Source organism: Bacteroidales bacterium (genome assembly GCA_022647615.1).
Taxonomy (GTDB): Bacteria; Bacteroidota; Bacteroidia; order Bacteroidales; family UBA932; genus Egerieousia.
This window is the reverse complement of record JALCKZ010000001.1, coordinates 886,416-910,858: the sequence shown is the minus strand read 5'-3', so window position 1 is coordinate 910,858 and position 24,443 is coordinate 886,416. Positions and strand designations below refer to the sequence as shown.

25 protein-coding genes are annotated in these 24,443 nt (G+C 41.5%); 8 read left to right on the top strand and 17 right to left on the bottom strand.

Annotated features, from left to right (window positions below; all coding sequences use genetic code 11):
• Positions 1 to 47 precede the first annotated feature (47 nt).
• Genes LKM37_03980 through LKM37_03950 form a run of 7 tightly spaced genes read right to left on the bottom strand, consistent with a single transcriptional unit; the run spans position 48 to position 6,889 of the window.
• The gene (locus tag LKM37_03980) at positions 48 to 479 is read right to left on the bottom strand and encodes a SoxR reducing system RseC family protein (protein ID MCI1720167.1); all 432 of its coding nucleotides are present in this window, start codon (positions 477 to 479) and stop codon (positions 48 to 50) included.
• The gene (locus LKM37_03975; GenBank protein MCI1720166.1) at positions 479 to 1,306 is read right to left on the bottom strand and encodes a DUF3108 domain-containing protein; all 828 of its coding nucleotides are present in this window, start codon (positions 1,304 to 1,306) and stop codon (positions 479 to 481) included. Before LKM37_03975 ends, LKM37_03980 begins: the two co-directional genes overlap by 1 nt.
• 25 nt (positions 1,307 to 1,331) lie before the next feature.
• Entirely contained in the window at positions 1,332 to 2,903 is a 1,572-nt protein-coding gene (gene dnaB / locus LKM37_03970) for a replicative DNA helicase (protein ID MCI1720165.1), read from the bottom strand.
• A 32-nt stretch (positions 2,904 to 2,935) separates the two neighbouring features.
• Entirely contained in the window at positions 2,936 to 4,159 is a 1,224-nt protein-coding gene (locus tag LKM37_03965; protein MCI1720164.1) for an aspartate aminotransferase family protein, read from the bottom strand.
• A gap of 57 nt (positions 4,160 to 4,216) precedes the next feature.
• Positions 4,217 to 5,128 carry a C4-type zinc ribbon domain-containing protein gene (locus LKM37_03960; protein ID MCI1720163.1) on the bottom strand — a complete coding sequence of 304 codons (912 nt, stop codon included), beginning with the start codon at positions 5,126 to 5,128 and terminating at the stop codon, positions 4,217 to 4,219.
• Positions 5,129 to 5,177: 49 nt separating this feature from the next.
• Positions 5,178 to 6,155 (bottom strand): Nif3-like dinuclear metal center hexameric protein, encoded by a 978-nt coding sequence (locus tag LKM37_03955; protein MCI1720162.1) that lies wholly within the window; start codon positions 6,153 to 6,155, stop codon positions 5,178 to 5,180.
• Between the two features lie 38 nt (positions 6,156 to 6,193).
• A complete protein-coding gene (locus tag LKM37_03950; GenBank protein MCI1720161.1) occupies positions 6,194 to 6,889 on the bottom strand; it encodes a MerR family transcriptional regulator in 696 nt (231 codons plus the stop codon).
• 499 nt (positions 6,890 to 7,388) lie between these two features.
• On the opposite strand from LKM37_03950, the gene LKM37_03945 reads away from it, so the two are divergent.
• Positions 7,389 to 8,036: a transposase gene (locus LKM37_03945; GenBank protein ID MCI1720160.1), complete on the top strand. Its 648-nt coding sequence runs from the start codon at positions 7,389 to 7,391 to the stop codon at positions 8,034 to 8,036.
• 282 nt (positions 8,037 to 8,318) lie between these two features.
• Here LKM37_03945 and LKM37_03940 read toward each other — a convergent pair whose 3' ends face one another.
• From LKM37_03940 to LKM37_03930, 3 genes are all read right to left on the bottom strand, one after another.
• Positions 8,319 to 9,290 (bottom strand): M23 family metallopeptidase, encoded by a 972-nt coding sequence (locus tag LKM37_03940; GenBank protein ID MCI1720159.1) that lies wholly within the window; start codon positions 9,288 to 9,290, stop codon positions 8,319 to 8,321.
• 136 nt (positions 9,291 to 9,426) lie between these two features.
• Entirely contained in the window at positions 9,427 to 10,071 is a 645-nt protein-coding gene (locus tag LKM37_03935) for a M23 family metallopeptidase (protein MCI1720158.1), read from the bottom strand.
• Positions 10,064 to 10,381, bottom strand: coding sequence for a hypothetical protein (locus tag LKM37_03930; GenBank protein ID MCI1720157.1), 318 nt, complete (start codon positions 10,379 to 10,381; stop codon positions 10,064 to 10,066). The genes LKM37_03935 and LKM37_03930 overlap by 8 nt, the downstream gene beginning before the upstream one ends.
• Positions 10,382 to 10,494: 113 nt before the next feature.
• Between LKM37_03930 and alaS the strand changes: the two genes are divergently transcribed.
• The 3 genes from alaS to fmt are packed head-to-tail and all read left to right on the top strand — an operon-like array spanning position 10,495 to position 15,849.
• Positions 10,495 to 13,191, top strand: coding sequence for an alanine--tRNA ligase (gene alaS, locus LKM37_03925; GenBank protein MCI1720156.1), 2,697 nt, complete (start codon positions 10,495 to 10,497; stop codon positions 13,189 to 13,191).
• 58 nt (positions 13,192 to 13,249) lie between these two features.
• Positions 13,250 to 14,845 (top strand): LptF/LptG family permease, encoded by a 1,596-nt coding sequence (locus LKM37_03920; GenBank protein ID MCI1720155.1) that lies wholly within the window; start codon positions 13,250 to 13,252, stop codon positions 14,843 to 14,845.
• Entirely contained in the window at positions 14,842 to 15,849 is a 1,008-nt protein-coding gene (fmt, locus tag LKM37_03915; protein ID MCI1720154.1) for a methionyl-tRNA formyltransferase, read from the top strand. The genes LKM37_03920 and fmt overlap by 4 nt, the downstream gene beginning before the upstream one ends.
• On the opposite strand, the gene LKM37_03910 is transcribed toward fmt, so the two are convergent.
• The 3 genes from LKM37_03910 to LKM37_03900 form a co-directional block, all read right to left on the bottom strand.
• Positions 15,825 to 16,793 carry a permease gene (locus LKM37_03910; protein ID MCI1720153.1) on the bottom strand — a complete coding sequence of 323 codons (969 nt, stop codon included), beginning with the start codon at positions 16,791 to 16,793 and terminating at the stop codon, positions 15,825 to 15,827. The two genes, fmt and LKM37_03910, sit on opposite strands and share 25 nt — an antisense overlap.
• Before the next feature lie 62 nt (positions 16,794 to 16,855).
• The gene (locus LKM37_03905; GenBank protein ID MCI1720152.1) at positions 16,856 to 17,092 is read right to left on the bottom strand and encodes a thioredoxin family protein; all 237 of its coding nucleotides are present in this window, start codon (positions 17,090 to 17,092) and stop codon (positions 16,856 to 16,858) included.
• A gap of 97 nt (positions 17,093 to 17,189) precedes the next feature.
• Positions 17,190 to 17,516, bottom strand: a complete 327-nt coding sequence (locus LKM37_03900; protein MCI1720151.1) for a winged helix-turn-helix domain-containing protein — start codon at positions 17,514 to 17,516, stop codon at positions 17,190 to 17,192.
• 149 nt (positions 17,517 to 17,665) lie between these two features.
• Here LKM37_03900 and LKM37_03895 point away from each other — a divergent pair, with 149 nt between their 5' ends.
• Together LKM37_03895 and LKM37_03890 are read left to right on the top strand one after the other, a co-directional pair.
• Positions 17,666 to 18,541 carry a thiamine pyrophosphokinase gene (locus LKM37_03895; protein ID MCI1720150.1) on the top strand — a complete coding sequence of 292 codons (876 nt, stop codon included), beginning with the start codon at positions 17,666 to 17,668 and terminating at the stop codon, positions 18,539 to 18,541.
• Positions 18,542 to 18,549: 8 nt separating this feature from the next.
• Positions 18,550 to 18,909 (top strand): DUF488 family protein, encoded by a 360-nt coding sequence (locus tag LKM37_03890; GenBank protein ID MCI1720149.1) that lies wholly within the window; start codon positions 18,550 to 18,552, stop codon positions 18,907 to 18,909.
• A gap of 11 nt (positions 18,910 to 18,920) precedes the next feature.
• Here LKM37_03890 and LKM37_03885 read toward each other — a convergent pair whose 3' ends face one another.
• On the bottom strand, positions 18,921 to 19,538 hold the full coding sequence (locus LKM37_03885) for a Crp/Fnr family transcriptional regulator (protein MCI1720148.1): 618 nt from the start codon (positions 19,536 to 19,538) through the stop codon (positions 18,921 to 18,923).
• Between the two features lie 110 nt (positions 19,539 to 19,648).
• Here LKM37_03885 and hcp point away from each other — a divergent pair, with 110 nt between their 5' ends.
• Positions 19,649 to 21,304 (top strand): hydroxylamine reductase, encoded by a 1,656-nt coding sequence (gene hcp / locus LKM37_03880; protein MCI1720147.1) that lies wholly within the window; start codon positions 19,649 to 19,651, stop codon positions 21,302 to 21,304.
• Position 21,305: 1 nt separating this feature from the next.
• Positions 21,306 to 21,881 carry a hemerythrin domain-containing protein gene (locus tag LKM37_03875; protein ID MCI1720146.1) on the top strand — a complete coding sequence of 192 codons (576 nt, stop codon included), beginning with the start codon at positions 21,306 to 21,308 and terminating at the stop codon, positions 21,879 to 21,881.
• 48 nt (positions 21,882 to 21,929) lie between these two features.
• On the opposite strand, the gene LKM37_03870 is transcribed toward LKM37_03875, so the two are convergent.
• The 3 genes from LKM37_03870 to LKM37_03860 form a co-directional block, all read right to left on the bottom strand.
• Complete coding sequence (locus LKM37_03870) at positions 21,930 to 22,214, bottom strand: transcriptional regulator (protein ID MCI1720145.1); 285 nt, start codon at positions 22,212 to 22,214, stop codon at positions 21,930 to 21,932.
• A gap of 51 nt (positions 22,215 to 22,265) precedes the next feature.
• On the bottom strand, positions 22,266 to 22,976 hold the full coding sequence (locus LKM37_03865; GenBank protein MCI1720144.1) for a hypothetical protein: 711 nt from the start codon (positions 22,974 to 22,976) through the stop codon (positions 22,266 to 22,268).
• 113 nt (positions 22,977 to 23,089) lie between these two features.
• Complete coding sequence (locus LKM37_03860) at positions 23,090 to 24,436, bottom strand: peroxiredoxin family protein (GenBank protein ID MCI1720143.1); 1,347 nt, start codon at positions 24,434 to 24,436, stop codon at positions 23,090 to 23,092.
• Between the last annotated feature and the right edge of the window lie 7 nt (positions 24,437 to 24,443).

The window sequence follows — 24,443 nt, the reverse complement described above, 5'->3', positions numbered from 1 at the left end:
TATTATTATTTAAAATTCAGGTTTGTTTCAAAAAGCTGCAGACAGCCCTATTTTTCAGCCTGCGGGTCTTGTAATTTGCTGATTGTAAAGTGGAACCCTCTCCCAACACGTCCTCTGAACAAATAGAGGATAAAAAAGTACAACGCTATGATCCCCAGCACAATCAACCCCAAATATAACTCATTTGTTACAAAACGCTGCAAAGATAACAATAATATTATAAGAATAACCCCCGGAACTGCGTATACAATCCATACCGCCCTATTTCCGAGTTTTTGCTCCATATTCACGTTTACACGCTCTCCTACCTTGTAATCACCCTCCGCACCCTTAACCTCTACCACCTTCTCCTGCATCTCAGAGGCTGAGCAAAAACCCTTTGCATGGCAACCGGCGCAAGCAGATTGGCTAACTATCGTGACCTTAATTACATCCGGCTTTATCTCCCGGATTACACCTTCATGAGAAATTGTTTCCATTATCTGATTTTGCTGGTTAAAGGATACTTGTTGTTGATGATTTTAGAGACGCGGCCCTGCATTTTGCCCACTAGAATCGGAGATTCAAAAAAGACGGGAAGTTTGTTGTCATCGTCTGTTACCCAGATGGTCATATCATCTTTGCCAGTAAAGACATTACCGGCAACAACTCTCACCGCAAACTTCATTGTGCGGAAAGTGCCATAACCCGGAACTTTCCTGTTCTCTTTCCCTAAATAAATAAAGTACAAATTGTATATCTCCTTGTCTATCGCAAAATTAATTGGTTGCTTCTGTCCAATTGGAATGCTGCCAAAGCTTAGAGTGCGGCTGTGATAATAAAGAGATAGTAAATCAAATGTATTTGGAGAACCTTGCAGCACAGTGTCAAATGGCTCTCTATCATACTTTTGCGTGATACTTTTAATAGTGTAATTTCTATTGTTGAAATAGAATGTGTTTTTCATTCTATACTTGCCTTCCGCGGCGCTGCGGTAAAAATAGCTGGGCCTCAGCGTACTAGGAGAAAATTTGGACTCAAATCTCTCTCTTACTTTAAAGAAAAGGTCATAGAATTTAAAGGTGTAGCCGTTTATAACAGCATGATATTCACCATTTTCATAGGACAGCTGGCATACCGCGCTGCCAACATCCGTAAGGACTCCGCCCCAAGTATAATTTAATGTGTAAGCTACCGTCTCCCCGCTTTTAAAAGGAAGTTCCTGCGCTTTGCAATTAGCTGTCGGGAATAAAAAACAAAGCACAGCTAAGGAAATAAATACTGCACGTATTCTGTTGGCCCTATGTAATTTTTTATCTGTATCCATTTGAAACATTGCTGTTTAAATAAATTTATTCCATTGTAAAATCAGTCTCGCCAAACTCTTTTTTATTCATTTTTGACTCAAAAGACATAGGCTTGATTCCCGTGTCAGTCGCTCCCTCAATATTACTCTCCAACTTGTCCAGCTCTTCATCTGAAGGAAGTTCCATCTCATTGTAATCCACAAACCTCATCTCTCTCTTTACAAACTTCATGTGCACTTCATCAGTTGGACCGTTACGGTGTTTTGCAATTATGACATCCGTAAGTCCCTCTGGCATATTGGCATCCGTTGTTCCGTAATATTCAGGGCGATGCAAGAAAATTACAATATCCGCATCCTGCTCTATAGCTCCTGACTCTCTTAAGTCTGTCAGCTGCGGCTTCTTCTGACCGCCTCTGATTTCTGCTGCACGGCTTAGCTGAGCCAGCGCAATTACCGGAACATCAAGCTCTTTCGCAATTGACTTTAATGAACGGGATATCTCTGAAACCTCCTGCTCCCTAAATCCCTTGAGCTCTTTTGAGCCGGTCATCAGCTGAAGGTAATCTATGATAATCATCTTAACATGAGCCGTTTGCACCAATCTTCTTGCCTTAGCCCTCAAGTCTGTAATAGATAATGACGGGGTGTCATCTATATATAAAGGAGCATCAACCAGCTGATTAAGCTTATCGCTGAGCTGCACCCAATCTGAATCCGTCATTTTTTTAGCGCCCTTTATTTTATCAGATGAAATTCCTGTCTCCGCAATCATCAATCTCTGAACAAGTTGCTCAGGCGCCTGCTCCAAAGAGAAGAAGGCAACGGGGATTCCAAAATCCACCGCCATGTTGCGCGCCATTGTAAGAACAAACGCAGTTTTTCCCATTCCGGGACGTCCTGCAATAATAACCAAATCTGAATTTTGCCAGCCAAAAGTAACCCTGTCCAATCCCATGTATCCGCTATGTAAACCGCTCTGTCCGTTAGGATTAGATTGCGCCTTCTCCAGCTTGTCAATGGTATCTTTAATAATGGATTTAACGGCTTTTGTCTCTCTGGTCATGTTCCTCTCCGCAAGTTCAAAAATCTCCTGCTGGGTGCTGTCCAAAAGTTTATCTACAGGCTCCGCATCATCATAAGATTTCTTAAGAGCATCCAATGATATGCCAATCATCTTGCGCTGTATATACTTATCTACCAGAATTTTAGTGTGATAATCAATATGTGCTGCCGCACCAATCTTCAAGCTCAGCTGAGTAAGATAAACAGTTCCGCCCACCTCATCCAAATCTCCGTTTGCTTTAAGTTGCTCAGCGACAGTGTATATATCAATTGCCTTATTTGCCTGATTCAGCTGTACAATGGCATTGTAAATTTTTCTGTTCTCCTGTTTATAAAAACATTCCGGAATAAGAGAGCTGACAACCTCTACAACAGCTTCCGGGTCCAGCATCAGAGAGCCAAGCACAGCTTCCTCTATATCAGGAGCTTGAGGAACTTTATTCCCTGTCTCAAGACCTGCAACCTCCAGCTCTTTGTTACGGGCTTCCAATGCTCTCTCACGATATTGAGCCGCCTTTTTAGGATTAAAAACTTTGCCGTTAGAATCTGCCATATTATATCTCTAATTATTTGCCGGGAAGAAAATTATTTATCCCGACAGTTTGTTTTCAATTTGTTAAGCGCTTTTAAAATTGCAGCCGTTCCAATATCAATCTCCTCATCAGTTATGCAAAGCGGAGGAGCAATTCTAAAAGAAGTTGGCTGGAACAAGAACCAATCCGTAAGCACCCCTTCATCCAATAGCAAATATAATATTTGTTTTGCCAGCTCTGCGCTGCCCAAATCTACCGCTATTAGCAGGCCGGCTGCACGTATCTCTTTTACAAGCGGATGCGAGCTTAAAGCCTTTACAATTCTAGCGCTTTTTTTATCAACATCTTTTACCCAAGGCTGTGTTAATAAAAGTTTCAAAGAGGCCAAAGCCGCAGCACAACATACCGGGTGGCCGCCAAAAGTTGTAATGTGTCCAAGCGGAGGATTATTCTGCCAGGCGCTCATAAGTTCATTGCTTGCAACCAGTGCTCCAAGCGGAAGTCCGCCCCCAAGCGCCTTTGCCAGCACCAAAATATCAGGAACAACATTGTCGCCATATTTTTGGAACGCGAACATTTTTCCGGTGCGGCCAAAACCGGTTTGCACCTCATCATAAATCAGCAAAGCTCCTGTCTCCGTGCATTTTGCCCTCAATTCATTCAGAAAACCGGGCTGCGGAATCTGAACCCCTCCCTCACCCTGTACAGGTTCAATTATCACAGCAGCCGTCTGTTGCGTAATTGCGCTCAAAGAATTTATATTATTGAACTCAATGAAGTTAATCATTGGAAGAAGCGGACGGAAAGGATTCTTAAAATCTTCTGAACTCATCAAGCTCATAGAACCCTGAGAACTACCGTGATATGCGTTTTTACAAGCTATGATTTCCCTGCGGCCCGTCACTCTCTTTGCAAGTTTCATAGCCGCCTCATTGGCCTCGCTGCCGCTGTTAACATAGTAAACACTTTGAAGACTGTCGGGAAGAATAGAAGTAAGCAATTTAGCATGAAGCACTTGCGGAGACTCTATCATCTCTCCGTACACCATAAGGTGAGCATAATTTTCCATCTGCTCCTTTACGGCGTCAATGACTTCTCTGCGGCAGTGCCCCACATTGCTTACAGATACTCCGGAAATAAAATCCAGATAACGTTTTTCCGGCGAGTATAAAAAAACACCCTCAGCCCTAACTATGTTTAATCCAAGAGGTTTTGAGGATGTTTGTGCAACGTGTTTGAAGAAAAGTTCCCTTAATATTCCAGGCTCTTGTTCCATAACACTATGTTGTGAAGGAATTTATGCTCTCTTGCAAAAGTTCCCGCGCTTTATTTCCTATTTTTTTGTCGTCTTTCTTGCAGCACTTTTCTTTGCAGGCTCCTTTGCATCAGCAGGTTCCGCCTTAGATGCGCTCTTGCTTCCGGCAGCATCTTCATCATCAAACTTCTCGCTAACAAGAATTCTTCCGCAATATTCGCAAACAATAATTCTCTTGCTGCTCTCTATATCTATCTGTCTTTGAGGAGGAATCTTATTAAAGCAACCTCCGCATGCGCCGCGGACAACCTTAACAACGGCCATCTTATTGCGCGCATTAGACCTAACTTTTTCATATGCAGCAAGCATACGCGGATCTATTTGTGCCTGAATCTCTTCTGATTGTTTAAGCAACTCCTTCTCCTCTTTCTCCGTCTCCTTTACAATACCGTCAAGCTCTTTCTTCTTATTTGCCAAATCCTCCTGGCGACCCTTAAGCTCTGCGTTTTCCTCATCCAAAAGAGCCTTTTTCTCCAAAAGAATCTTTGTATTATCAGCAATCTTCTTTTCAGAAAGTTGGCTATCAAGTTCCTGATATTCAATCTCTTTGGAAAGAGAATCAAACTCTCTGTTATTCTTGACATTGTTGCGCTGCTGCTCATACTTCTTTATAGCTGCCTTTGAGCCAACGATATCCTGCTTCTTAGAGGCGATAAAAGCCTCAATCTCTTTAACCTCTTTTGCAAGAGCCGCAATCTTTGTCTTATGACCAAGAATCTCATCCTCAAGGTCTTGCACCTCCAAAGGAAGCTCACCTCTCAGCATGTAAATCTTGTCTATTCTGGAATCAGTCTTCTGAAGCTCATAAAGCAGCTTCAGTTTCTTTTCCATACTGTCGGGATCAATATTCTTTGAAATTTGCAAAGATACAAAGGTCTCTCCCTTAACAACTTTTGGGTTGACCGTCTTTATTGTCTGTTTTGTTGCCATATTCTATAAATCAGTGCCGCGTGAATTGCAGCTGTAATTAAATCTCTCTCTAATAATAATATATGGGGCTTTTATCCCTTTTACTCAGAGAGACCGCAAATTTAGAAAAATTTTTCTTAACAATGCTCTCTAACAAGGCAACCGCCCCCCATTCGCTCTCATAATGCCCAATATCCAGAATCATAAAGCCCTCCGGCTGGTAAAAATTGTGGTGGCTGACGTCCGCCGTAACCAGCGCCTGAGCCCCCGCAGCAATAGCATCACTCACAGAACCCTGCCCTGCGCCGCTGCTAACCGCCACTTTTGTGATTTTGCCGGCCACTCTCCTATCCAAAGCTGCTATTTTGCCGGCCGCCTCTACACTTTTGCAATCTGTCGCGATGCCATACCCTATTGGCTTTGAGCATCTTAAATACTTCACATTGAACTGCTTCTTCACAAATTTGATAAACTCCTCTCCTGTCATGCCCTCTTTGCCATTACCCCCTCTATTCCCATTTTTACCGCTATTACCGCTATTACCGCTATTTAAGCTCCCGACAGTTCCGAATCCGTCTGCGCTCAGCACTTTGCAATTCTGCAGATTTAATCTCTTGGCCATCAGGTCATTAAGACCACCGCGCGCTTTATCCAGCGGCGTATGGCTGGAATAAATTGTGATACCGTTCTTAATAGCAATTGCTATAGCGCGGCCTTGCAGACTTTCAAAAACGCAGCTTGTGCCGGAAGAAGTCCTATTTGCAGGACCATTATATCCGCAGGCATCACTATAGAGTATATTCTTGCACCCACCGAAAATCAGCGGATGATGAGTCAGAATCATATCACACTTCTTCTCAACAGCCTCCTCCACAACATCCAGCGTACAATCCAAAGCTATAAGCACCTTATGCACAACTGCTTGAGGGTCTCCAACAGAAAAACCGCTGTTATCCCACTCAACCTGAGTACTAAGCGGTGCAAACTTCTCCACCGCCCCGGCTATGTCAATGGCTCTAACCACCTTCACTGATCTCATTGCTTTCATGGCTCTCACTGTTCTAGCTGTTCTAGCTGTTCTAGGCATTATTTATCCTCCGGAAAATCTTCATCCGAAAATTCTTTGTTATCTGCATTATCACCATCTTCTTCAGCTGCACCTCTTTTTGCAATATCCTCATTAGCAATAGCCTCCCCAATATCTTCAATAGCGTCAGCTTTCTCAATATCCTTGTTCGCTACAGCTTTCTCAATATCCTTGTTCGCTACAGCTTTCTCAATATCCTCAACCGCTACAGCCTCCTCAATATCCTCATTCGCTACAGCTTTCTCAATATCCTCATTCGCTACAGCCTCCTCAATATCCTCATTCGCTACAGCTTTCTCAATATCCTCAACAGCGTCCTTTTCAATATCTCCGCCTGCAACACCCTTACCTTCAGCAATTTGTCTGGCAACACTTTGCAATTTCTCCTTAATGGAATTCAACCGAGTAATCACCTCCAGCCGCTTATCCTCCCCCGTAGCATTATCCTTCATTCGGCGCTCAGCACCCTCCAGCGTCATCCCCAAATCCTTGACAAAGTGGTGAATAAGCCTAAAATTCTCCACGTCCTTTGCCGTAAACAACCGATTGCCCTTCTTGTTGCGCGCAGGCTTAATAAACTGCGGGAACTTCTCCGCCCAAAACCTAACCAGCGAGGCATTCTCCTTCAAAATCTCAGAGACCTCACCTATAGTGTAATACACCTTTCCACTAGAAATTTTTTCTGCTGTTGTCATAACGCTAGCAAAGATAATGTTTTTTCCCGCCGTATTGAGAAAATAAGTTCTGTAGGCGGCACTGTGTATCAAAGGATTGCAGTTTGGACGAATCTACAGATTCGGCCAAATCATAACTCATTGATTCTCAATGCCGATACGCACACTTATAAAAAAAGAAAATATCTATCGCGATACAAAATAAAAAATTAACTTTGTACTACAAGACGGCTACATCACAGCCATCTTATCTCCGCCAAAAATATTAGCATGTGATAATTCACATGCTGTTAATGCTGCTGCACGTAAAAATTTGCCGCAGCTAATAATGCTGCTGCATGCAAAAATTTGCTGTAGCTAATAATGCTGCTGCACGTAAAAATTTGCCGCAGCTAATAATGCTGCTGCACGTAAAAATTTGCTGTAGCTAATAATGCTGCTACACGTAAAAATTTGCCGCAGCTAATAATGCCGCTGCACGTAAGTTGTATTTTAAAATGAATTTAAAATATTGGGAATAATGGAGTTAGAAGATTATTATGTTGGCGATGGGGTGCAAATCGTTTCACCTGCGCGAGAGGAAAAGAGATTTTTTAAAAATGTTTATCATGTCATGTTCAGGGGAGCTATGAGGTATAATATATTCTTTAGGAAAGAAGATTATTATAGGTTTTTATTTTATTTGAACAAATCATTAACACGGTATGAATCAAATATTTATGCATTTGTGCTTATGACAAATCACGTGCATATGCTCATAAAAAGTGATTTTATAAATGAGGTTACAATATCATTAATAAGGAGTTACTGCAGCTATGCATATTACAAACATGACATAGGTAAAAATTTTATTGAAACTCCGGCTAAGATTGTACATAAGCCTGAACTTGAATGGCAGTTGGATGCATTGCTGTATATTATTAATAATCCGGTAGTTGCTAATTTATGCAAAAAACCTGGCGGGTACCCTTACAGTTCCTATCTTCTTTACACAAAATGCAGAACCCCTTTAAGACAATTTATTGATATTGACTCATCTCTGCTTTTTAATAATTATCATACTCTCGACAGATTTAATAAGGTCCGGCTAGATAAGTTAAGATATCAGAAGGACAACAGTATTTTCAAAAATGCAAAGTATTTAAACGAATGGAGCACTGATGTTTAATAAGTTCTGTGGGTGCCATTGTGTACTAGAGAGTTACAGTTTGGCCGATTCTACAGATTCGGCCAAATCATAACTCATTGATTCTCAAAGCCTATACGCACACTTACATCACATCACCACGTTGCAGGAATAATTGCCAGCGGACGAGTGAGTGCGTTTCGTACGAGCAATGATTTTCACCAGAAAATCATTAGCGAGAAGTAAGCCAGAACGAGTCGCTGGCAATTATTCCTGCAACATTGCGAATTAGGAGCGAATGAAGAGCAAATGAGGAGCGCCGTATTAATCCAGTGACTGACCGGTGTTCTGGGCGGCGGAGATGACATCCATGTAAGTATGCAAGTCTAATGAACCAAAGAAGTAGTTGACGGGATTCATATAGCGGCCATTGAAGACTACCTCATAGTGCAAGTGCGGTGCCATTGACATGCCGGACATTCCAACGCGCCCTATTACCATGCCTTGCTTAACACTCTGTCCTGCACGCACATACACAATTCCAACATTTGCATAGCGGGTGTGATATCCGTTTTGATGGTTGATGCTGAAGGACTTGCCGCTGCTGCGGTCCTCCCCTTTTGGCATCTTTTCCACCACACCATCAGCCGGCGCAAGAATTTCAGTGCCGGACGCCGCGGGCAAATCAAGTCCATTGTGAGCAACTACACTTTTAAAGAATGGATTTATTTTTTTCCCGACAGATGCTCCAACTTGTTGAGGAGTAAAATTTCCTATCGGGACCAAAGAAGGGATATTCCTAACACTCTTGCCAAGGTAGTTAAATGCGCTTCTTATTGAGTCAATGGATGTTCTGACGCTGAGGGCTCCTGCCACAGCCGTATCCAGCCCGCTTTTCATCATCCTTATAATATGCTTATTATTAACGGTGTCCAGGTCATAATCGTATGACGCAGCACGCTGCGCAAGCGGAGAATAATCTGGAGGATCTGCATTAAAAATTGTATGATAAATGTCCCGGTCCCTCTCCTGCAAAGAGGCAACTGTTCCGTTGAGAACCACAAGCTGTTTCTGCATCTGCCTGTATTCCTGTTGCATAGCGCGGTTTTGCCGCATGATGCGTCTGTCCTTGCCGGTGTAAATTATGCTGGAAAATACAAAATAGTAAAGAATGGTAAGCAAGATGCTGGCCAGCAAGTACTTTACAACCAGCCATATGCGGCCGCGCGTGGTGAGTTTGTCTTCCACGAATTTGAGTTGTTCTCTGCTGAACCGATATTTATTTTTCTTTGCCATTCAAGTTGCTACTTTTCATTAAAAATAAATTTTTTTGAATATTCTGCCGCAGCCGGCTCAGCCGCAGCCGATCCCTTTGCGCAGCAAAATAGGGGAGGCGAGGATGGATAAGGCGAGGCAGAACTATTCAAAAAATTTATTCCCTTTTAATCATACGTGAATACTCCTCCGGAGAAATATCCTTCTTAAAATAATTCATCGGATTAACCTTGCTCCCGCGATACTCCACCTCATAATGCAGATGCGTTCCCGTACTGCGCCCCGTACTCCCCATCATTGCAATCTGCTGACCTCTTTGCACATACGCACCCGGTCTCACAATAGCCCTGGATAAATGCGCATACCTTGTCCTATATCCAAAACCGTGATCAACCACAACCTCATTACCATATCCGAAGAATGAATAATCCACTTCCGCAACTCTTCCGTTACCTGTTGCATAAATAGGCTCTCCCTGATGCCCGGCCAAATCAATACCGGCATGCATTCTTCCGCCACCCTCTATAGGATCTACCCTTACACCAAAACCGCTGGAAAATTTTATATGATTCAAGAACACCGGCGGAATTGTAGGAACACAGGAAGCCATCTCCCCCGCCCGTTTTGCCATTTTCTCAACCTTGTCATAACTAAGAGATTGTATATATGCTTTTTTATAGAGCATATCCATCTGCATATCTGATGCAACCATAAAATCTGAGTTGTCAAAGTTCTGCAGCCAAACATATTTTTCCGGAAATCCGTAGCCGGCATCTCGCACATCCGCAGGGATATCATCCATTCCAAAAATTGGTCTGTAGACATTGTTGTCCCCTCATCTGCAATTCTCTAAGAATACTCTTGTTTGCAGCCATCCTCCTGTTTAGAACTTCCAGCTTTGAATGCAGTCTTGCGGTAGTCTGACGCAGCTGGATTGTACGCGGAGTCTCCAGCTTTAACACTTTGATGTACAGCATGTACCAGCATCCGGCCGCTACAAGAGATAACAGGAAAACTATCATCCCCTTGCTTAGCCGCTTCATTAAAGGAACTTTATGAAGCTCATACGCAAGAGTCTCTGCGTTAAATTCATATCTCTTTTTAGATGCCATTAAGGTGACAAATTTAAATCAAATAGTTATTTTTGCAAATTGCGTGCGAGGATAGATAGAAGGGGCCCAGAGCCATTAAAAAATTTTTTACACCGTTTAATAACACAAGCTATATGATGACTTCAAAAGAAATACGAGCAGAATTTCTGCGCTTTTTTGAATCAAAGGGACATAAGATTGTCCCCTCTGCGCCGATGATAGTTAAGAATGACCCGACGTTGATGTTTACCAACGCAGGCATGAATCAGTTTAAGGACATCTTCCTTGGCAATGCGCCTGCCTTTGCAAAAAGGGCTGCTGATTCTCAGAAGTGCCTGAGGGTTAGCGGGAAGCACAATGACTTAGAGGAGGTTGGACATGATACCTATCACCACACAATGTTTGAAATGCTTGGCAACTGGAGCTTTGGAGACTATTTTAAAGCAGAAGCCATTGAGTGGGCGTGGGAGCTTTTGACAAAAGTCTTTAAGCTTAATCCCGACAGATTATATGCTACTGTTTTTGAAGGGAGCAAAGAGGATAAGGTAGATATGGACAGTGAGGCTAAAGAGGCCTGGCTCAAGTATTTGCCTGCAGAGAGAATTCTTCTTGGAAATAAGCATGACAACTTCTGGGAGATGGGAGACATGGGACCTTGCGGTACTTGCAGCGAGATTCACATAGACCTGAGAGATGATGCAGAGCGCGCAAAAGTTCCAGGTAAAGAGCTTGTAAATCAGTCTAATCCGCTTGTTATTGAAATTTGGAATTTGGTGTTCATGCAGTATAACAGAAAAGCTGACGGAACACTGGAGCCGCTTCCTCATAAAAATGTGGATACGGGAATGGGCTTTGAGAGATTGTGTATGGCAATGCAGGGGAAGAAGAGCAATTATGATACTGACGTTTTCACTCCTCTTCTGGATAAGATTGGAGAACTTGCAGGCAAAGATTATAAGACTGCAGATGAGAAAGTTAGAATTGCAATGAGAGTTATTGCAGACCACACAAGGGCAATTACTTTTTCAATTGCCGACGGCCAGCTTCCATCCAATGTAAAGGCAGGTTATGTTATCAGAAGAATTTTAAGACGCGCTGTACGTTATGCATATACATTCCTGGGAGTTAAAGAACCTTTGCTGTATCGCCTTGTGCCAACGTTAGTTGCGCAGATGGGTGATGCTTATCCCGAGATTAAAAAACAACAGCAGCTTATAGAGAAAGTTACAAAGGAAGAAGAAGATGCATTCTTAAAGACCTTGGACAGAGGCATTAAGATGATGGATGATTTGGTTGCAAAATGCAAAACAAAAGAGGGAAGTTCTGCTGAAATCAGCGGAACAGATGCATTTGTTTTGTATGATACGTTCGGGTTCCCGATAGACCTTACAGAGCTGATTGCCAAGGAGAACGGTTTGACTGTGGATTTAAAGGGATTTGAAGTTGAGCTTGGAAAACAGAAGGCCCGCAGCAGAAATGCCGAGAGCAAAAAAGAGGGAGACTGGATAGAAGTTCATCCCTATTCAGAACCGGTATTTACAGGTTATGACGTTACTGTGGAGCACGGTGTTAAAATATTGAAGTACAGAAGCGTAAAGACAAAAGGAAAGGAAGTTTATCACATTGTTCTGGATAAGACTCCGTTCTACGCAGAGAGCGGCGGACAGGTTGGTGATACAGGTTATATTGTTGCGGAAAATAACAGTGCAACGCAAAATGCAAACACAACACAAAATGCAAACGCAACGCAAAATAATATACCTGTCGGGAGCATAAAGATTCTTAACACAATAAAAGAAAACGGACTTTCAATTCATGTGGCCGATAAATTGCCAGATGATGTAAATACCTTATTTACAGCACAAATAGATGAGAACAAGAGACTGCGCACAACGGCCAACCACAGCGCTACCCACCTGCTGGATTTTGCGCTGAGAAAAGTTCTTGGCACTCATATTGAGCAGAAGGGTTCTTATGTGGATTCTCATGTTTTAAGATTTGACTTTTCACATTTTGAAAAAGTCAGTCCGGAAAAATTAAGAGAGACAGAAAAAATTGTGAACGCAATGATTCGTGCAGACTATGAGAAAGACGAGAGGCGCAACGTTCCAATTGAAGAGGCTCGCAAGAGTGGTGCAATTGCCTTATTTGGAGAGAAATACGGAAACAAAGTCCGCATAATAAAATTTGGAGATTCAGTTGAATTCTGCGGCGGCACGCACATTGCTTCTACAGGAAGAATTGGATATTTTAAGATTCTCTCTGAGAGTGCTATTGCAGCAGGTGTCAGAAGAATTGAAGCAACAACAGGAGAGGGTGCGGAAGAGGTTGAATATAGTTTGGAAGATTTGATGATTTCAATAAAGGATTTGTTTAACAACGCACCAAATGTTATTGAAAATATAAAGAAACTTCTTTCTGATAATGAGCAGTTTAAGAAGGAAGCCGAGCAGATGGTGAAGGAGAAATCCGCGGAGATGAAGAATAAGATTATGGCTAGCGCGCAGCATGTTGGAGGAATAGATTTGATGGTGCTGAAAGGGATGTATCCTGCTGAGATTGTAAAGAACATAGCATTCATGATTAAAGCGGAAGCAAAGCACTCTGTGTTTATAGGAGCAAGCAATTACGGCGACAAGCCTACTTTAACTTTGATGTACACGGATGATATTGTTAACCAGGGATTTAATGCAGGCAAGGATATCAGGGAAGCTGCCAAATTCATACAAGGCGGCGGCGGCGGACAGCCGTTCTTTGCAAGTGCGGGAGGTAAAAATGTTGACGGACTTGAGGCTGCAGTTGAGTGCCTGATTAAGATTATTAAAAAATAGCTGCGGCTGAACCGGCTACGATTAACTAAAAAAACTTTTAACTGCCAGGAATTTTATAATGAATTTTAAGAGGAAGAGAATAAACTGGAACATTCTGCATATCAAGACATTGGACTTGTATATGCTGAAGTCCTTTTTAGGCCCCTTCATCTTAACTTTTTTGATTGTCACCTTTATTTTGGTGATGCAGTTCCTATGGCTGTACATAGACGAGCTGGTCGGCAAAGGATTGAGTTTTGGTGTCATTGTTGAGTTCATGGGATGGGGTTGCTGTACGTTAATCCCTCTGGCTCTGCCACTTGCAACATTGCTTGCCTCTATCATGACAATGGGCAGCCTTGGAGAAAACAGCGAGTTGCTGGCAATGAAAGCGGCAGGAATTTCTTTGCAGAGAATTATGATGCCTCTTTCTTATGTGGCTGTGTTCATTGTAATTGGAGCATTTTTTGCCTCTAATAATTTGATACCGGTTGCTTATAACAAGATTTACACTTTGAGAGAGGACATCGGAAAAACAAAGGATGAAATTAAAATCCCGACAGGTGTATTCTACAGCGGCATAGATGGTTACTCCATAAGAGTTACAAACAGAGACAAGAATGATTTGATGCATGGCATCATGGTCTATAACCATACAAAGGATAACGGCAATGTAGATTTGACTGTCGCCGACTCCGGACGTTTCTCTCTTTCAGAAGATAAAAAGAGTCTTGTTATTGTTCTGCACCACGGTACAAACTATCAGGAAACAAACAAATTAAATTTTGCCGATACCTCACTTCAAGTTCAGAAGATACAGTTTAAATATCAGATGGTTACAATTCCTTTGCAGAATTATGCTTTCCAAAAATCTGATAAAGCAAAGTACGGAAGCGAGGTTATGTCAAAGAACCTTAAGCAGCTAAAATATGACAGGGACTCTCTGACAAAGGAGTACAACAAAAGCCTGGATATGCAGACAATGAGGGCTTTGACGGGAGATAATTTAAGTCATCAAGAACAGCTGGATTCCACTAGAAATAAGGGATTTAAGAAGTCTTTTGCGCTAAACAGCCTATTCAAGTGGAAAGATAAAAATCAAGAGAAAACCGCATACAGGGAGGCTATTTCAAATATTGATGTACAGAAACAAACTGCAGAATTTTATGCGGCAGAACTTTACAACTCAGCATATCCATTAAGGCGCACAAAAATAGAAAGTTACAGAAAGTTCACTCTTTCAATCGCGTGCCTTATTTTCTTCTTTATCGGAGCTCCAATCGGCGCAATTGTACGCAAGGGCGGATTGGGAACTCCTGCAATTATTTCAATTCTATTCTTTGTATTGTACTGGGTAGTAGACATTAGCGGCAAAAAGCTGGCAAATGACGGTGCGGTGGATCCATTCTCCGGCGCATTTATCTCAACCATTGTTCTTGCCCCTATTGGCGCATTTTTAACTTGGAAATCTACAAAGGACTCATCATTGTTTAACCCGGAGGTACTATTTAACAATATTGGCAATTTCTTCAAAGGATTGTTCAGCAAGGCCAAGAGAATTCAGTTTAGACTGGAGAAGGAGGAACAGCGCAAAGAGGCTGAGCGTGAGGACCGTGAGTGGCATGAGAGAGAAGCCAGGGAGAAGGCTGAAGCAGACAAAGGGGAAATCAAATGAAAATAGGAAAAATCATATACATGGGCACTCCGGAATTTGCGGTTGCCCCTCTTAAAGCGCTGCTGGACAATGGCTACAATGTTGCGGCTGTTGTTACAGTTCCCGACAGGCCAAAGGGCCGCGGGCTTCAGCTTGCTGAGAGCGATGTGAAAAAATTTGCTTGCTCAAAAAATATTCCCGTACTCCAGCCAGAAAAATTAAGGGATGAAAATTTCCTAAAAGAGCTTTCCTCTTTTAATGCAGATATCTTTATTGTTGTGGCTTTTAGAATGTTACCGCAGTGCGTCTGGCAGATGCCAAAGTTTGGAACATTCAACCTGCACGGTTCATTGCTGCCAAGATACAGAGGCGCCGCCCCCATCAACTGGGCAATAATGAACGGAGAAAAAGAGACGGGTGTAACTACATTTTTCATTGATGAGCAGATAGATACCGGGAAGATTTTAATGCAAGAACACTGCCCTGTTGAGCCGCGTGAAACAATGGGAACGCTGCATGACAAGCTGATGTCAATGGGCGCCAAGTTGGTTGTGGATACGGTTCGCGGTCTTGAAGCAGGGACATTAAAGGCTGTTGCACAGGATGATATTACTGCAACAGCAACAACAACAGCAACAGCAAATTCAAGCAAGCTTGAACCCTGCCCGGCTCCAAAAATCACAAAAGAGACTTGCCGCATAGATTGGAACAGAAGCGCGCAACAAATTGATGCTCAGGTACGCGGGCTTTCCCCTTATCCCGGCGCCACTACTGTACTTGAAGGTGAAGAAAAATCCATTGACGTAAAAATTTACTCAACGGATTTATGCAATGAAACCTTGCAAAAAAAATCTGTCGGGAGCCTGACAACTGACGGCAAAACATACATCCGCATTACTTGTGGAGATGGCAACCAACTGGAAGTAAAAGAATTGCAGATGGCAGGCAAAAAGCGGATGAAAACAGAAGACTTCCTGCGCGGCTTCCGCGGAATTGAAAACTACAAGAGCCAGTTAAACAAGTAACCGGACAGGATAATAAACAGAGTTATTGTCCCAAAGAAAATTCCAATCAGTTTCCACGTCATTACTTTTTTAAGCAACGTTGCCTCCGGCAATGATAATCCAACAACCGCCATCATAAAAGCTAACGCCGTTCCAATTGGGATTCCCTTTGCTACAAAGACCTCTATAACAGGCACAATACCAGCTGCATTGGCGTACATAGGCACTCCAAGAATGACAGACAACGGAACCGCATACCAATTGCTTTGAGACATGTGCTGCTGGAAAAATCCCTCAGGAACATAACCGTGAATTGCACCACCTATCGCGATACCAATAATAACATACAGCAGCACACCTTTTACAATCCCCCAGGAATCATGAATAATACCAGGGAGACGCTGCATAAAAGTAGCCTTATCTCTCTCCCACTGCTTAGTTTCTGCCGTTGAATCCTTCTGAATTTTTTTGACCCAATCACTCAGATAAGGTTCCAATTTCATTTTGCCAAGCACAAAGCCGCCAATAATTCCAAGCAAGATACCGCTGACAACATAGATAACGGTAATACGTAAACCAAAGGTACCCAAGAACATAGCAACGGCCACTTCATTAACCAGCGGAGACGTTATAAGAAATGAAAAGGTTACCCCCAGCGGTATTCCTCCTTTTACAAAACCGATAAAAAGCGGAATGGATGAACAGGAACAGAACGGAGTTATTGCTCCAAAGAATGAGGCAAAGAAATATTGCAGACCGTATAACTTATGTTTTGTCAGATAATTACGTAATCTCTCTATAGGGAAATAAGCATTAATTACTCCCATTACAGAACTGATTATAAACAGCAAGATTAAAATCTTGATTGTATCATAAATAAAAAAATCAACGGCCGACCCGAGTCTGGACTGTGCGTCCAGGCTCAAAATTCCATAAGCCAGCCAATCTGCAAATCTTTGCAACATATTAATATAAAACTATTTATAAACGTTTTTTTAAACGTTATTTATAAACTCTATTTATAAAACTACTTAGCTGGCATCAATGCTTTTTTAATTTCAGCCTCAGAGATAACCCCCTTAGCAACAACCTTTTCATCAACCACTAATGCCGGCAGAGCCATAACATGATATGACATAATCTTCTCCAAATCCTCCTCTTTAATCAGCTCAGCATTAATACCATTCTCTTTTACAACTTTCTCAACTGCAGCATATAATGCCTTGCATTTGCTGCATCCTGTTCCTAAAACTTTAATTACCATAATCTTATTTATTATTTGTTAAATATCATTTGTCAATGTTGTGTTGTTGCTGCTTGTTCGCAATTCGTAAAACAACGAACAACATAACTAAAAAAATTTAGCAGCACCCGCCCTTCTTCTTTTGGCAATTGCAAAAGAACTCTCCAAAAACTTGCTTTGCAAGCGCCCAATTATCTCTATTAATACAATACTTCACTTTTGGCCCCTCTATCTCTCCCTGGATTAAGCCTGCATTTTTCAACTCTTTGAGATGCTGAGAAACAGTTGCCTTTGCAATTGGAAGCTCATCATTAATGCCGCCAAAGAAACAAGTATCACGTTTAGCCAGGAAATCTAAAATTGCAATACGCGCAGGATGTCCCAATGCCTTTGCAAACTTTGCCAGCTTCTCTTGCTGCTCCGTATATTTCTTGTTCTTATTCATGAGCTTATTTAATTACTAAGTGGTTACAAGCTTTTAACAATGTTTGTCAGCAACTCTAACACATCTTATTGTTCGCAAATTTACGAACAATATTCAAATATCCAAATTTTGATAACAAATAAAAGTGGAATACCTTTGATTTATCTAAGATGAAACAGAAGAACATAATTATTGTTTGTGACGGAGACTTTCCCACTGCAAAACAGCCGCTTAAAGTTTTGCGGGATGCAGCCGGGGGCGCGCCAAGCAAAAGCAATTCTGCCGGCAAGCGCAATGGGATAATCATTGCCTGTGACGGGACCGTGGTTAATCTTGCCAAAAACAGATTTACACCAGATTATATTGTTGGAGATATGGACACTTTGTCCGCAGCCAACCAGAAAAAATACAAGAAACTCATTCACAAAAATTCCAGCCAGAAGAACAATGACCAGACTAAGGCGTTTGAGTTTGCGCTGCAACTAGTCAAAGAAGAGGCAGGGGCTGCAAAAATAGCAAATGATGCTATTGCAAAGTCAAAAGCTGAAAACGCTACTACCACAAAGTCGGCACGCGCAAATAGCTCATTACAAACACAATACAAGATTATAATTCTTGGGGCAACTGGCAAAAGGGAAGATCACACGCTTGGGAACATCTCATTGCTTGCAGATTACGCAGAGGTGCTTAAACAGAACTTCTCTGCCAAAGCAACTACAGGTAATAAAAAACTCAAAACAGATAAAGGTGATCCATACAATATAACTGTCGAGATAATAACAGATTACGGCACCTTCATCCCTTACCTGGACAGCTTTAAAATCACAGGGCGACCAAGAAGTTTGGCGTCACAAAAGAAAGGTGAGCAAATCTCATTTTTTGCATTTGATCCAACACTGCGCATTAAATCTAAGGGATTAGTATATCCGCTTGATAATGTGAAGTTTGATATGTGGTGGAAGGCCACGCTCAATGAGTTTGCGGAAAGTAATGCTTTATTAAAATTCAATCATCCCGCAAAGGTTCTTATTTTCAGAAAATTCTAACATCCGATATGAACATAAAACTAAAACGTATTTATGATGCTCCCGCAGAGGATGACGGTTACAGGGTCCTGGTAGATAAACTTTGGCCGCGCGGAGTTAAGAAAAGTCCTAACTTAATGAATTACTGGGCAAAAGAGATTACTCCCACGGATGAGATGAGGAAAACATTTCACGCAGACATGGAGAATAATTGGGATGCCTTCCGCAAAAGCTATAAAAAAATGCTGGAACATTCTGAAGCTCTCGACAGTTTAATTCAGGGCTGGCGCGCTGCAGGATACAATACGGTCACTTTGCTCTATGCCTCCAAAGCTCCTAAAAATCACGCACTTATTTTGAAAGACGTCATTGAGAAGAAGCTAGGTTGACACTGAAGGAGTTAACTCAGCACATACCCCTCATCGGTTTTTTTGATTACGCCCTTTTCTGCGAGCATAGATATAGCCCTTGATAGTGAGGGCCTTGCAACACCAAAGATAAAGGCCACGTCTTGAACGTTGGAGATTTTTCTCTGGAATTTAAGATATGTAATGATTCTTTCTGTCAAGTTTTGCAAAGCGAATTCATTAACTTTTCTGCTTAAAAACTCACTGCGATCTGAAATGATTCTCAAGAAGTTACGCAATACAGTTGAATCTGCCTCCATGATTTTAAGGAAGTCCTCTCTGGAAAGAGCGTAAAGCTTGCAGTCGTTTTCAGCCTGTAATGAGACGGGAAAATAATTCTCACTCCCAAAGATAAACGCAGGTGCCAGGATATCAGGAGATTTCAAGTGGTCAATTATAACCTCCTTCCCCTCTTCATTTGTCATTTTAGCAATAATATTTCCCTCTGTAAGCAAGTATAAAGAGGAGCAAGTATCATCCTGCATTGCTATAAAATCTCCGGTCTTATAATATTCCTCTTTAAGTGAACATTTTTTAAGAAATTCTACGGTCTCTTTCTTAGAGCATCCCTTAAATACCTCTGTACCAGTTATTTCATCAAAATCAATCATTGCAAAAAAATTTTTGCCTGCGTAACAAAGGTTACGCTTTTCTTATTCCCGACAGCATACTTTTGTACTACAAACAAATTTAAAGAATAACTTTTTAAAAAAATAAGATTATGGAAAATAGTATGTTTTGTTATCAGTGCCAGGAAACAGCAAAGGGTATTGGATGTACATTTGCCGGCGTATGCGGAAAACGCGCTTCTACCTCATCTGCAATTGATATTTTATTGTTTGCAGTAAGGGGTGTCTCGATTGTAGCAGATGCCTTAAGAACAGGGGGTTATAAGATAGACCAAAAGGTGAATCTGTTTGTAACGGATGCACTTTTCTCAACAATCACAAATGCAAACTTTGATGACGCAAGTTTACTATTGAGAGTAAAAAAGGGATTTGCTATTAGAAATGAATTGCTGGCCGCAGCTAAGCAAGAGAACATAGAAGTTCCTCAGGTTGATGAGATTACATGGAAGGGAGAGGAGAAAGATTATTTAGAGAAAGCTAAGACAGTAGGCGTATTAAGAGAACAAAATGAAGATTTGCGTTCTCTTAAAGAGCTTGTATTGTATGGATTAAAAGGAATGGCCGCATATCATGAGCACGCTATTCGTCTCGGATTTAATGAAGACAGCATTCACGCTTTTACACAATCTGCTATTGCTCAGATGGCTACAAAGAGCATGACGGCAGATGAGCTTGTAAAGCTTGTAATGCAGACAGGAAAGTTTGGCGTTGATGCTATGGCCCTATTGGATAAGGCAAACACCACCCGTTACGGCAATCCGGAGATTACAAAAGTTAATCTTGGAGTTGGCACCAACCCGGGAATTTTAATTAGCGGACATGATTTGCGTGATATTGAGCAGCTGCTGGAACAGACTGAGGGAACGGGAGTTGACGTTTACACTCACGGAGAAATGCTACCGGCTCACTACTATCCTGCATTCAAAAAATACAAACATTTTATTGGCAACTACGGCAACGCATGGTGGAAGCAGAGAGAGGAGTTTGCACAGTTTAACGGTCCAATTGTATTTACAACAAACTGCATTGTTCCGCCAATGGAAAATGCTGTGTATAAGAGCAGAATGTTTACAAGCAATTCAACCGGGTTCCCTGGATGCAAGCATATAGAAACGGATGAGAACGGACACAAAGATTTCTCAGAAGTTATTGCACTTGCAAAAACCTGCAAAGCTCCCGTTGCACTGGAGTCCGGAGAAATAGTTGGAGGATTTGCTCATAATCAGGTACTTGCACTTGCAGATAAAGTTGTTGACGCAGTTAAGTCCGGAGCAATCCGCAAGTTCATTGTAATGGCGGGTTGTGACGGCAGGATGAAAAATCGTGAATACTACACGGAGTTTGCAAAAGCTCTTCCAAAAGATTGCGTGATTCTTACCGCCGGGTGCGCAAAGTATAAATATAATAAGCTGAATCTTGGAGATATCAACGGCATACCACGCGTATTGGATGCAGGCCAATGCAATGATAGTTACTCACTTGCAGTAATAGCTCTTAAGCTTAAAGAGGTATTTGGACTTGATGATGTTAATAAGCTCCCGATAGTTTATAACATTGCCTGGTATGAGCAGAAGGCGGTAATAGTGCTGCTGGCGCTTCTGTATCTTGGAGTTAAGAACATTCACCTTGGCCCGACATTGCCTGCATTTTTATCACCAAACGTTGCAAAAGTTCTTGTAGACAATTTTGGAATTGCAGGAATTGGAACCGTTGATGAAGATTTGAAAATATTTGGAATAACAAAATAACATGAGCAGTTTAGATATAAAATATAAGTATGCAGCTCTTACATCCTCTGTGCCTTTTGCAAAATGGCCGCTGGATTTGCTGATGGAGTATGTGCTCAAAGTTCACCACAAGGGAATACGCACAAATGGTCCAAAACTATTGCAAATTGCTGCAAAGGTAAAAGACAAGCACGGGAATGAACACCCGGAATTGGTTGAAGTCTACGAACTTGTAAATCAATCCTTGCAAGATTTGGAAACGCATCTTACAAAAGAGGACCAGGTTCTGTACCCATACCTTTTTGAACTTTATGAGGCATCTGAGAACAGCAAAAAGATAGAGCAGATTCATTGCGGAACCATAGAAAACCCAATAAGTGTCATGGTTTCAGATCACGACGGAGAAGAGGAGAGATATGCCCGCATCATAAAGCTGACAAACAATTTTGAAGTGCCAAAAGGTGCTTGCCCCGCTTATCGCCTGCTGATGACAGAGTTAGAAAAGTTTGCAAACGCTCTCTTTGAACATATACATCTTGAGAACAACATAATTTTCCCAAGATGTATAGAACTGGAGAAGCAAGTTGTACAGAGCTAGCAAATTGTACTGAACTGGAAAGTTGTACTCAGCTAGCAATAGCAACTTTCAAAATTTAACGTAGCCTTTGAGAGCATCCACATAGCTCTCAAAGGCTTTTTTACCTTTTTCAGTCATCTTGCAGGTGGTCCTGGTTTTTTTCCCGACAAATTCTTTCTTTATGCTAATATACTTTGCCTCAGAGAGTTTATCCAACTGCACGCTAAGATTGCCGGCAGTTGCGTCTGTTTTCTCTTTTAGATATACAAAGTCTGCTTCTTCCACATTCATGAGGATAGAAACTATCGCGAGCCTAAGCTGCGAGTGAAGAAGCGGATCTAATTCTTTCAACATCATTTCTTAATCTCTTTTTGCGCTGCTGCTATTTAATACCTGCACAATCCTTTAATTATTAGTGTTTTGCCTTGCCTTATGAACAAGAATGTGACCGGGAACAACCATCATCACAACAAAAGAGAGTCCAAACAGCAGAACATCATAGACCATCAGAGAATGGCTTAGCATTATTTCAAAAAGCATATAAAATGCTAATACAAAAGCAATTATTGGAGTATATGTTAAAGATTTTTCTTTAATTATTATACCGGTAATTGACACTCCTATACCCGCGAACAATAATGAAAGTGGCATCATAGTAGCCATCAGAAAATGCTGCCCATGATAAGCTGCACCTGGAACATTAAAGAAATCATCCGCGCCAAAAATACTGAACAATCCAAGAACAACCACGGACAGTAGAAACATGTAACTCATTATTATCCAGACCTTACCAACAACCTTATCCGTATAAGTCACAACTTTGCGCGGATGCTTTTTATACCATCTTTCCATATATCCCTGCAAACAAAACATTAGTATCCAGCACCAATTCCACATATTATTGTGAGTAATAATTAAGAGTGTAAATATCACAATAGATAATGCGGCGGTAAAATAGCCCCAGTAAAGAAAACTGTTACCATCCCCTACTTCTAAATTTTTTTTGCTTGTTAGAATCATTTTAGAAATAAGCTCCAAACTTTCCTTCTCATTTAGAGGTTTGTCATCCATAGAAGTTTTTGGACATTGATTGTCCATAATTGTTTTTTCTTCCATAATTTGTTAAAAATAAACTGGTTAAAAAGAAGCGGAGAGAAACGCCGGCCGTTATCATCTCCGTTTCATGCTGCAAATATAAAGCGGTTTATTTTATAAACCAAATAATTTTTTCATAAACTGCGGTTCAGTTCCTCTGAGGCAGCGTTAAAAGCTGCGTTGCCGATGCTGCGGGCAAGGATTTTCCCGTCGGGAGATATAAAGACAAAATATGGAAGCCCCTGCAAGAAATAGCTGTCAATCAGAGCTTTATTGTTTGCTTCCGCAACTTCTGCATCAACGGGCCAAGGGTGATTAAGCAGTTCAGTAATCATGCCTTTCACATTTATATTTCCCATGCTGTCATCAGGAGATGTGTTTTTCAAAGTGCGGCGCAACTGAGCATAAGAATCTGTGATACCTATAACAACCAGTTTATCTGAGTGCTTCTTATACAAGTCTATGACGCTGGAATCTATCTGGAATGTCCCTGGGCAAAGTCCGTAATGATAAATCAAAACATACTTACCTTTAAAGTTTGACAATCTGTAAGTTACTGGCTTACTTGAATTACCCGCAGCAACAGCCGTTGATTTGTCCGCAACCGTTATCTCAAAATCAGGTGCGGTTTTACCAACATTTACCGCCTCCATTTTTTGCAACAGAGATGCCACTTGTTTTCCATAATGGCTCTGTTTGCCTGCACGTGAAAGACTATCATACCTTCCGCGCAACTCCTCATACGGCTTGTAAGAATCTTTCAAAATTCCAAGCGCGCAAAATTCATTTCCGTGCGTTGCAACATACTTCTTCATCTGCGCTTCAATTCTCTCATTATCAGCTTTATGGTAATATCCGAATCCATTGAACTCCCCAATAAATTTCTGTGCATTCACAGTATCCTTTTCTGCAAACGCGTTAATAATTTTTTTAGCCAGCCCACCACGCAGAGAGGACAAAGAGTCCCTGGCAATTAATATTTTTGAGAGTTCAGCATCATAAGTTTTTCCTCCCGCCACACAGTAATAAATTGACTCCCTATCACCGCTCAAAGTATAGTTGCCGTCGCTGATTAAAATTTCTTTGCCCTTCCTATCTGATGCAGCAACTTTCTTATCTACAGGATAATACTCAATTAAATACAATTGGTCATGGGAGTGGCTGCCGCTGTAAAAAGCATAACCGTCCTTTTGCGCAACAACATCAAAAGAAAATTTGTTTCCCCAGCCGGGCAGAATAATCTCAGAAAAACGCAGTGTATCACCTTTTTGCATGCCCGCAATTTTTGCAGTCACAGTAAACTTCTTTGAGTTCCCGACAGTTTTTTGTTGTGCTTGCGCGGTGGCTGATAAAGTCTGCACGGCCGCAGATGTAGAATGCTTTGCCTGCGCAGCGGCTGAAAAAGCAAAAGAGAAGAACATAAAAAAACATAATGAGACTGAACCCAATCTCATTATGCTAAGTGACTTATAGTTAGACATAGTATGT

Excerpts from the sequence above, each read along its gene's own strand:
- LKM37_03980 (MCI1720167.1), bottom strand. The coding sequence starts at position 479 with ATGGAAACAATTTCTCATGAAGGTGTAATCCGGGAGATAAAGCCGGAT.
- LKM37_03975 (MCI1720166.1), bottom strand. The coding sequence starts at position 1,306 with ATGGATACAGATAAAAAATTACATAGGGCCAACAGAATACGTGCAGTA.
- dnaB (MCI1720165.1), bottom strand. The coding sequence starts at position 2,903 with ATGGCAGATTCTAACGGCAAAGTTTTTAATCCTAAAAAGGCGGCTCAA.
- LKM37_03965 (MCI1720164.1), bottom strand. The coding sequence starts at position 4,159 with ATGGAACAAGAGCCTGGAATATTAAGGGAACTTTTCTTCAAACACGTT.
- LKM37_03960 (MCI1720163.1), bottom strand. The coding sequence starts at position 5,128 with ATGGCAACAAAACAGACAATAAAGACGGTCAACCCAAAAGTTGTTAAG.
- LKM37_03955 (MCI1720162.1), bottom strand. The coding sequence starts at position 6,155 with ATGAAAGCAATGAGATCAGTGAAGGTGGTTAGAGCCATTGACATAGCC.
- LKM37_03950 (MCI1720161.1), bottom strand. The coding sequence starts at position 6,889 with ATGACAACAGCAGAAAAAATTTCTAGTGGAAAGGTGTATTACACTATA.
- LKM37_03945 (MCI1720160.1), top strand. The coding sequence starts at position 7,389 with ATGGAGTTAGAAGATTATTATGTTGGCGATGGGGTGCAAATCGTTTCA.
- LKM37_03940 (MCI1720159.1), bottom strand. The coding sequence starts at position 9,290 with ATGGCAAAGAAAAATAAATATCGGTTCAGCAGAGAACAACTCAAATTC.
- LKM37_03935 (MCI1720158.1), bottom strand. The coding sequence starts at position 10,071 with ATGGATGATATCCCTGCGGATGTGCGAGATGCCGGCTACGGATTTCCG.
- LKM37_03930 (MCI1720157.1), bottom strand. The coding sequence starts at position 10,381 with ATGGCATCTAAAAAGAGATATGAATTTAACGCAGAGACTCTTGCGTAT.
- alaS (MCI1720156.1), top strand. The coding sequence starts at position 10,495 with ATGATGACTTCAAAAGAAATACGAGCAGAATTTCTGCGCTTTTTTGAA.
- LKM37_03920 (MCI1720155.1), top strand. The coding sequence starts at position 13,250 with ATGAATTTTAAGAGGAAGAGAATAAACTGGAACATTCTGCATATCAAG.
- fmt (MCI1720154.1), top strand. The coding sequence starts at position 14,842 with ATGAAAATAGGAAAAATCATATACATGGGCACTCCGGAATTTGCGGTT.
- LKM37_03910 (MCI1720153.1), bottom strand. The coding sequence starts at position 16,793 with ATGTTGCAAAGATTTGCAGATTGGCTGGCTTATGGAATTTTGAGCCTG.
- LKM37_03905 (MCI1720152.1), bottom strand. The coding sequence starts at position 17,092 with ATGGTAATTAAAGTTTTAGGAACAGGATGCAGCAAATGCAAGGCATTA.
- LKM37_03900 (MCI1720151.1), bottom strand. The coding sequence starts at position 17,516 with ATGAATAAGAACAAGAAATATACGGAGCAGCAAGAGAAGCTGGCAAAG.
- LKM37_03895 (MCI1720150.1), top strand. The coding sequence starts at position 17,666 with ATGAAACAGAAGAACATAATTATTGTTTGTGACGGAGACTTTCCCACT.
- LKM37_03890 (MCI1720149.1), top strand. The coding sequence starts at position 18,550 with ATGAACATAAAACTAAAACGTATTTATGATGCTCCCGCAGAGGATGAC.
- LKM37_03885 (MCI1720148.1), bottom strand. The coding sequence starts at position 19,538 with ATGATTGATTTTGATGAAATAACTGGTACAGAGGTATTTAAGGGATGC.
- hcp (MCI1720147.1), top strand. The coding sequence starts at position 19,649 with ATGGAAAATAGTATGTTTTGTTATCAGTGCCAGGAAACAGCAAAGGGT.
- LKM37_03875 (MCI1720146.1), top strand. The coding sequence starts at position 21,306 with ATGAGCAGTTTAGATATAAAATATAAGTATGCAGCTCTTACATCCTCT.
- LKM37_03870 (MCI1720145.1), bottom strand. The coding sequence starts at position 22,214 with ATGTTGAAAGAATTAGATCCGCTTCTTCACTCGCAGCTTAGGCTCGCG.
- LKM37_03865 (MCI1720144.1), bottom strand. The coding sequence starts at position 22,976 with ATGGAAGAAAAAACAATTATGGACAATCAATGTCCAAAAACTTCTATG.
- LKM37_03860 (MCI1720143.1), bottom strand. The coding sequence starts at position 24,436 with ATGTCTAACTATAAGTCACTTAGCATAATGAGATTGGGTTCAGTCTCA.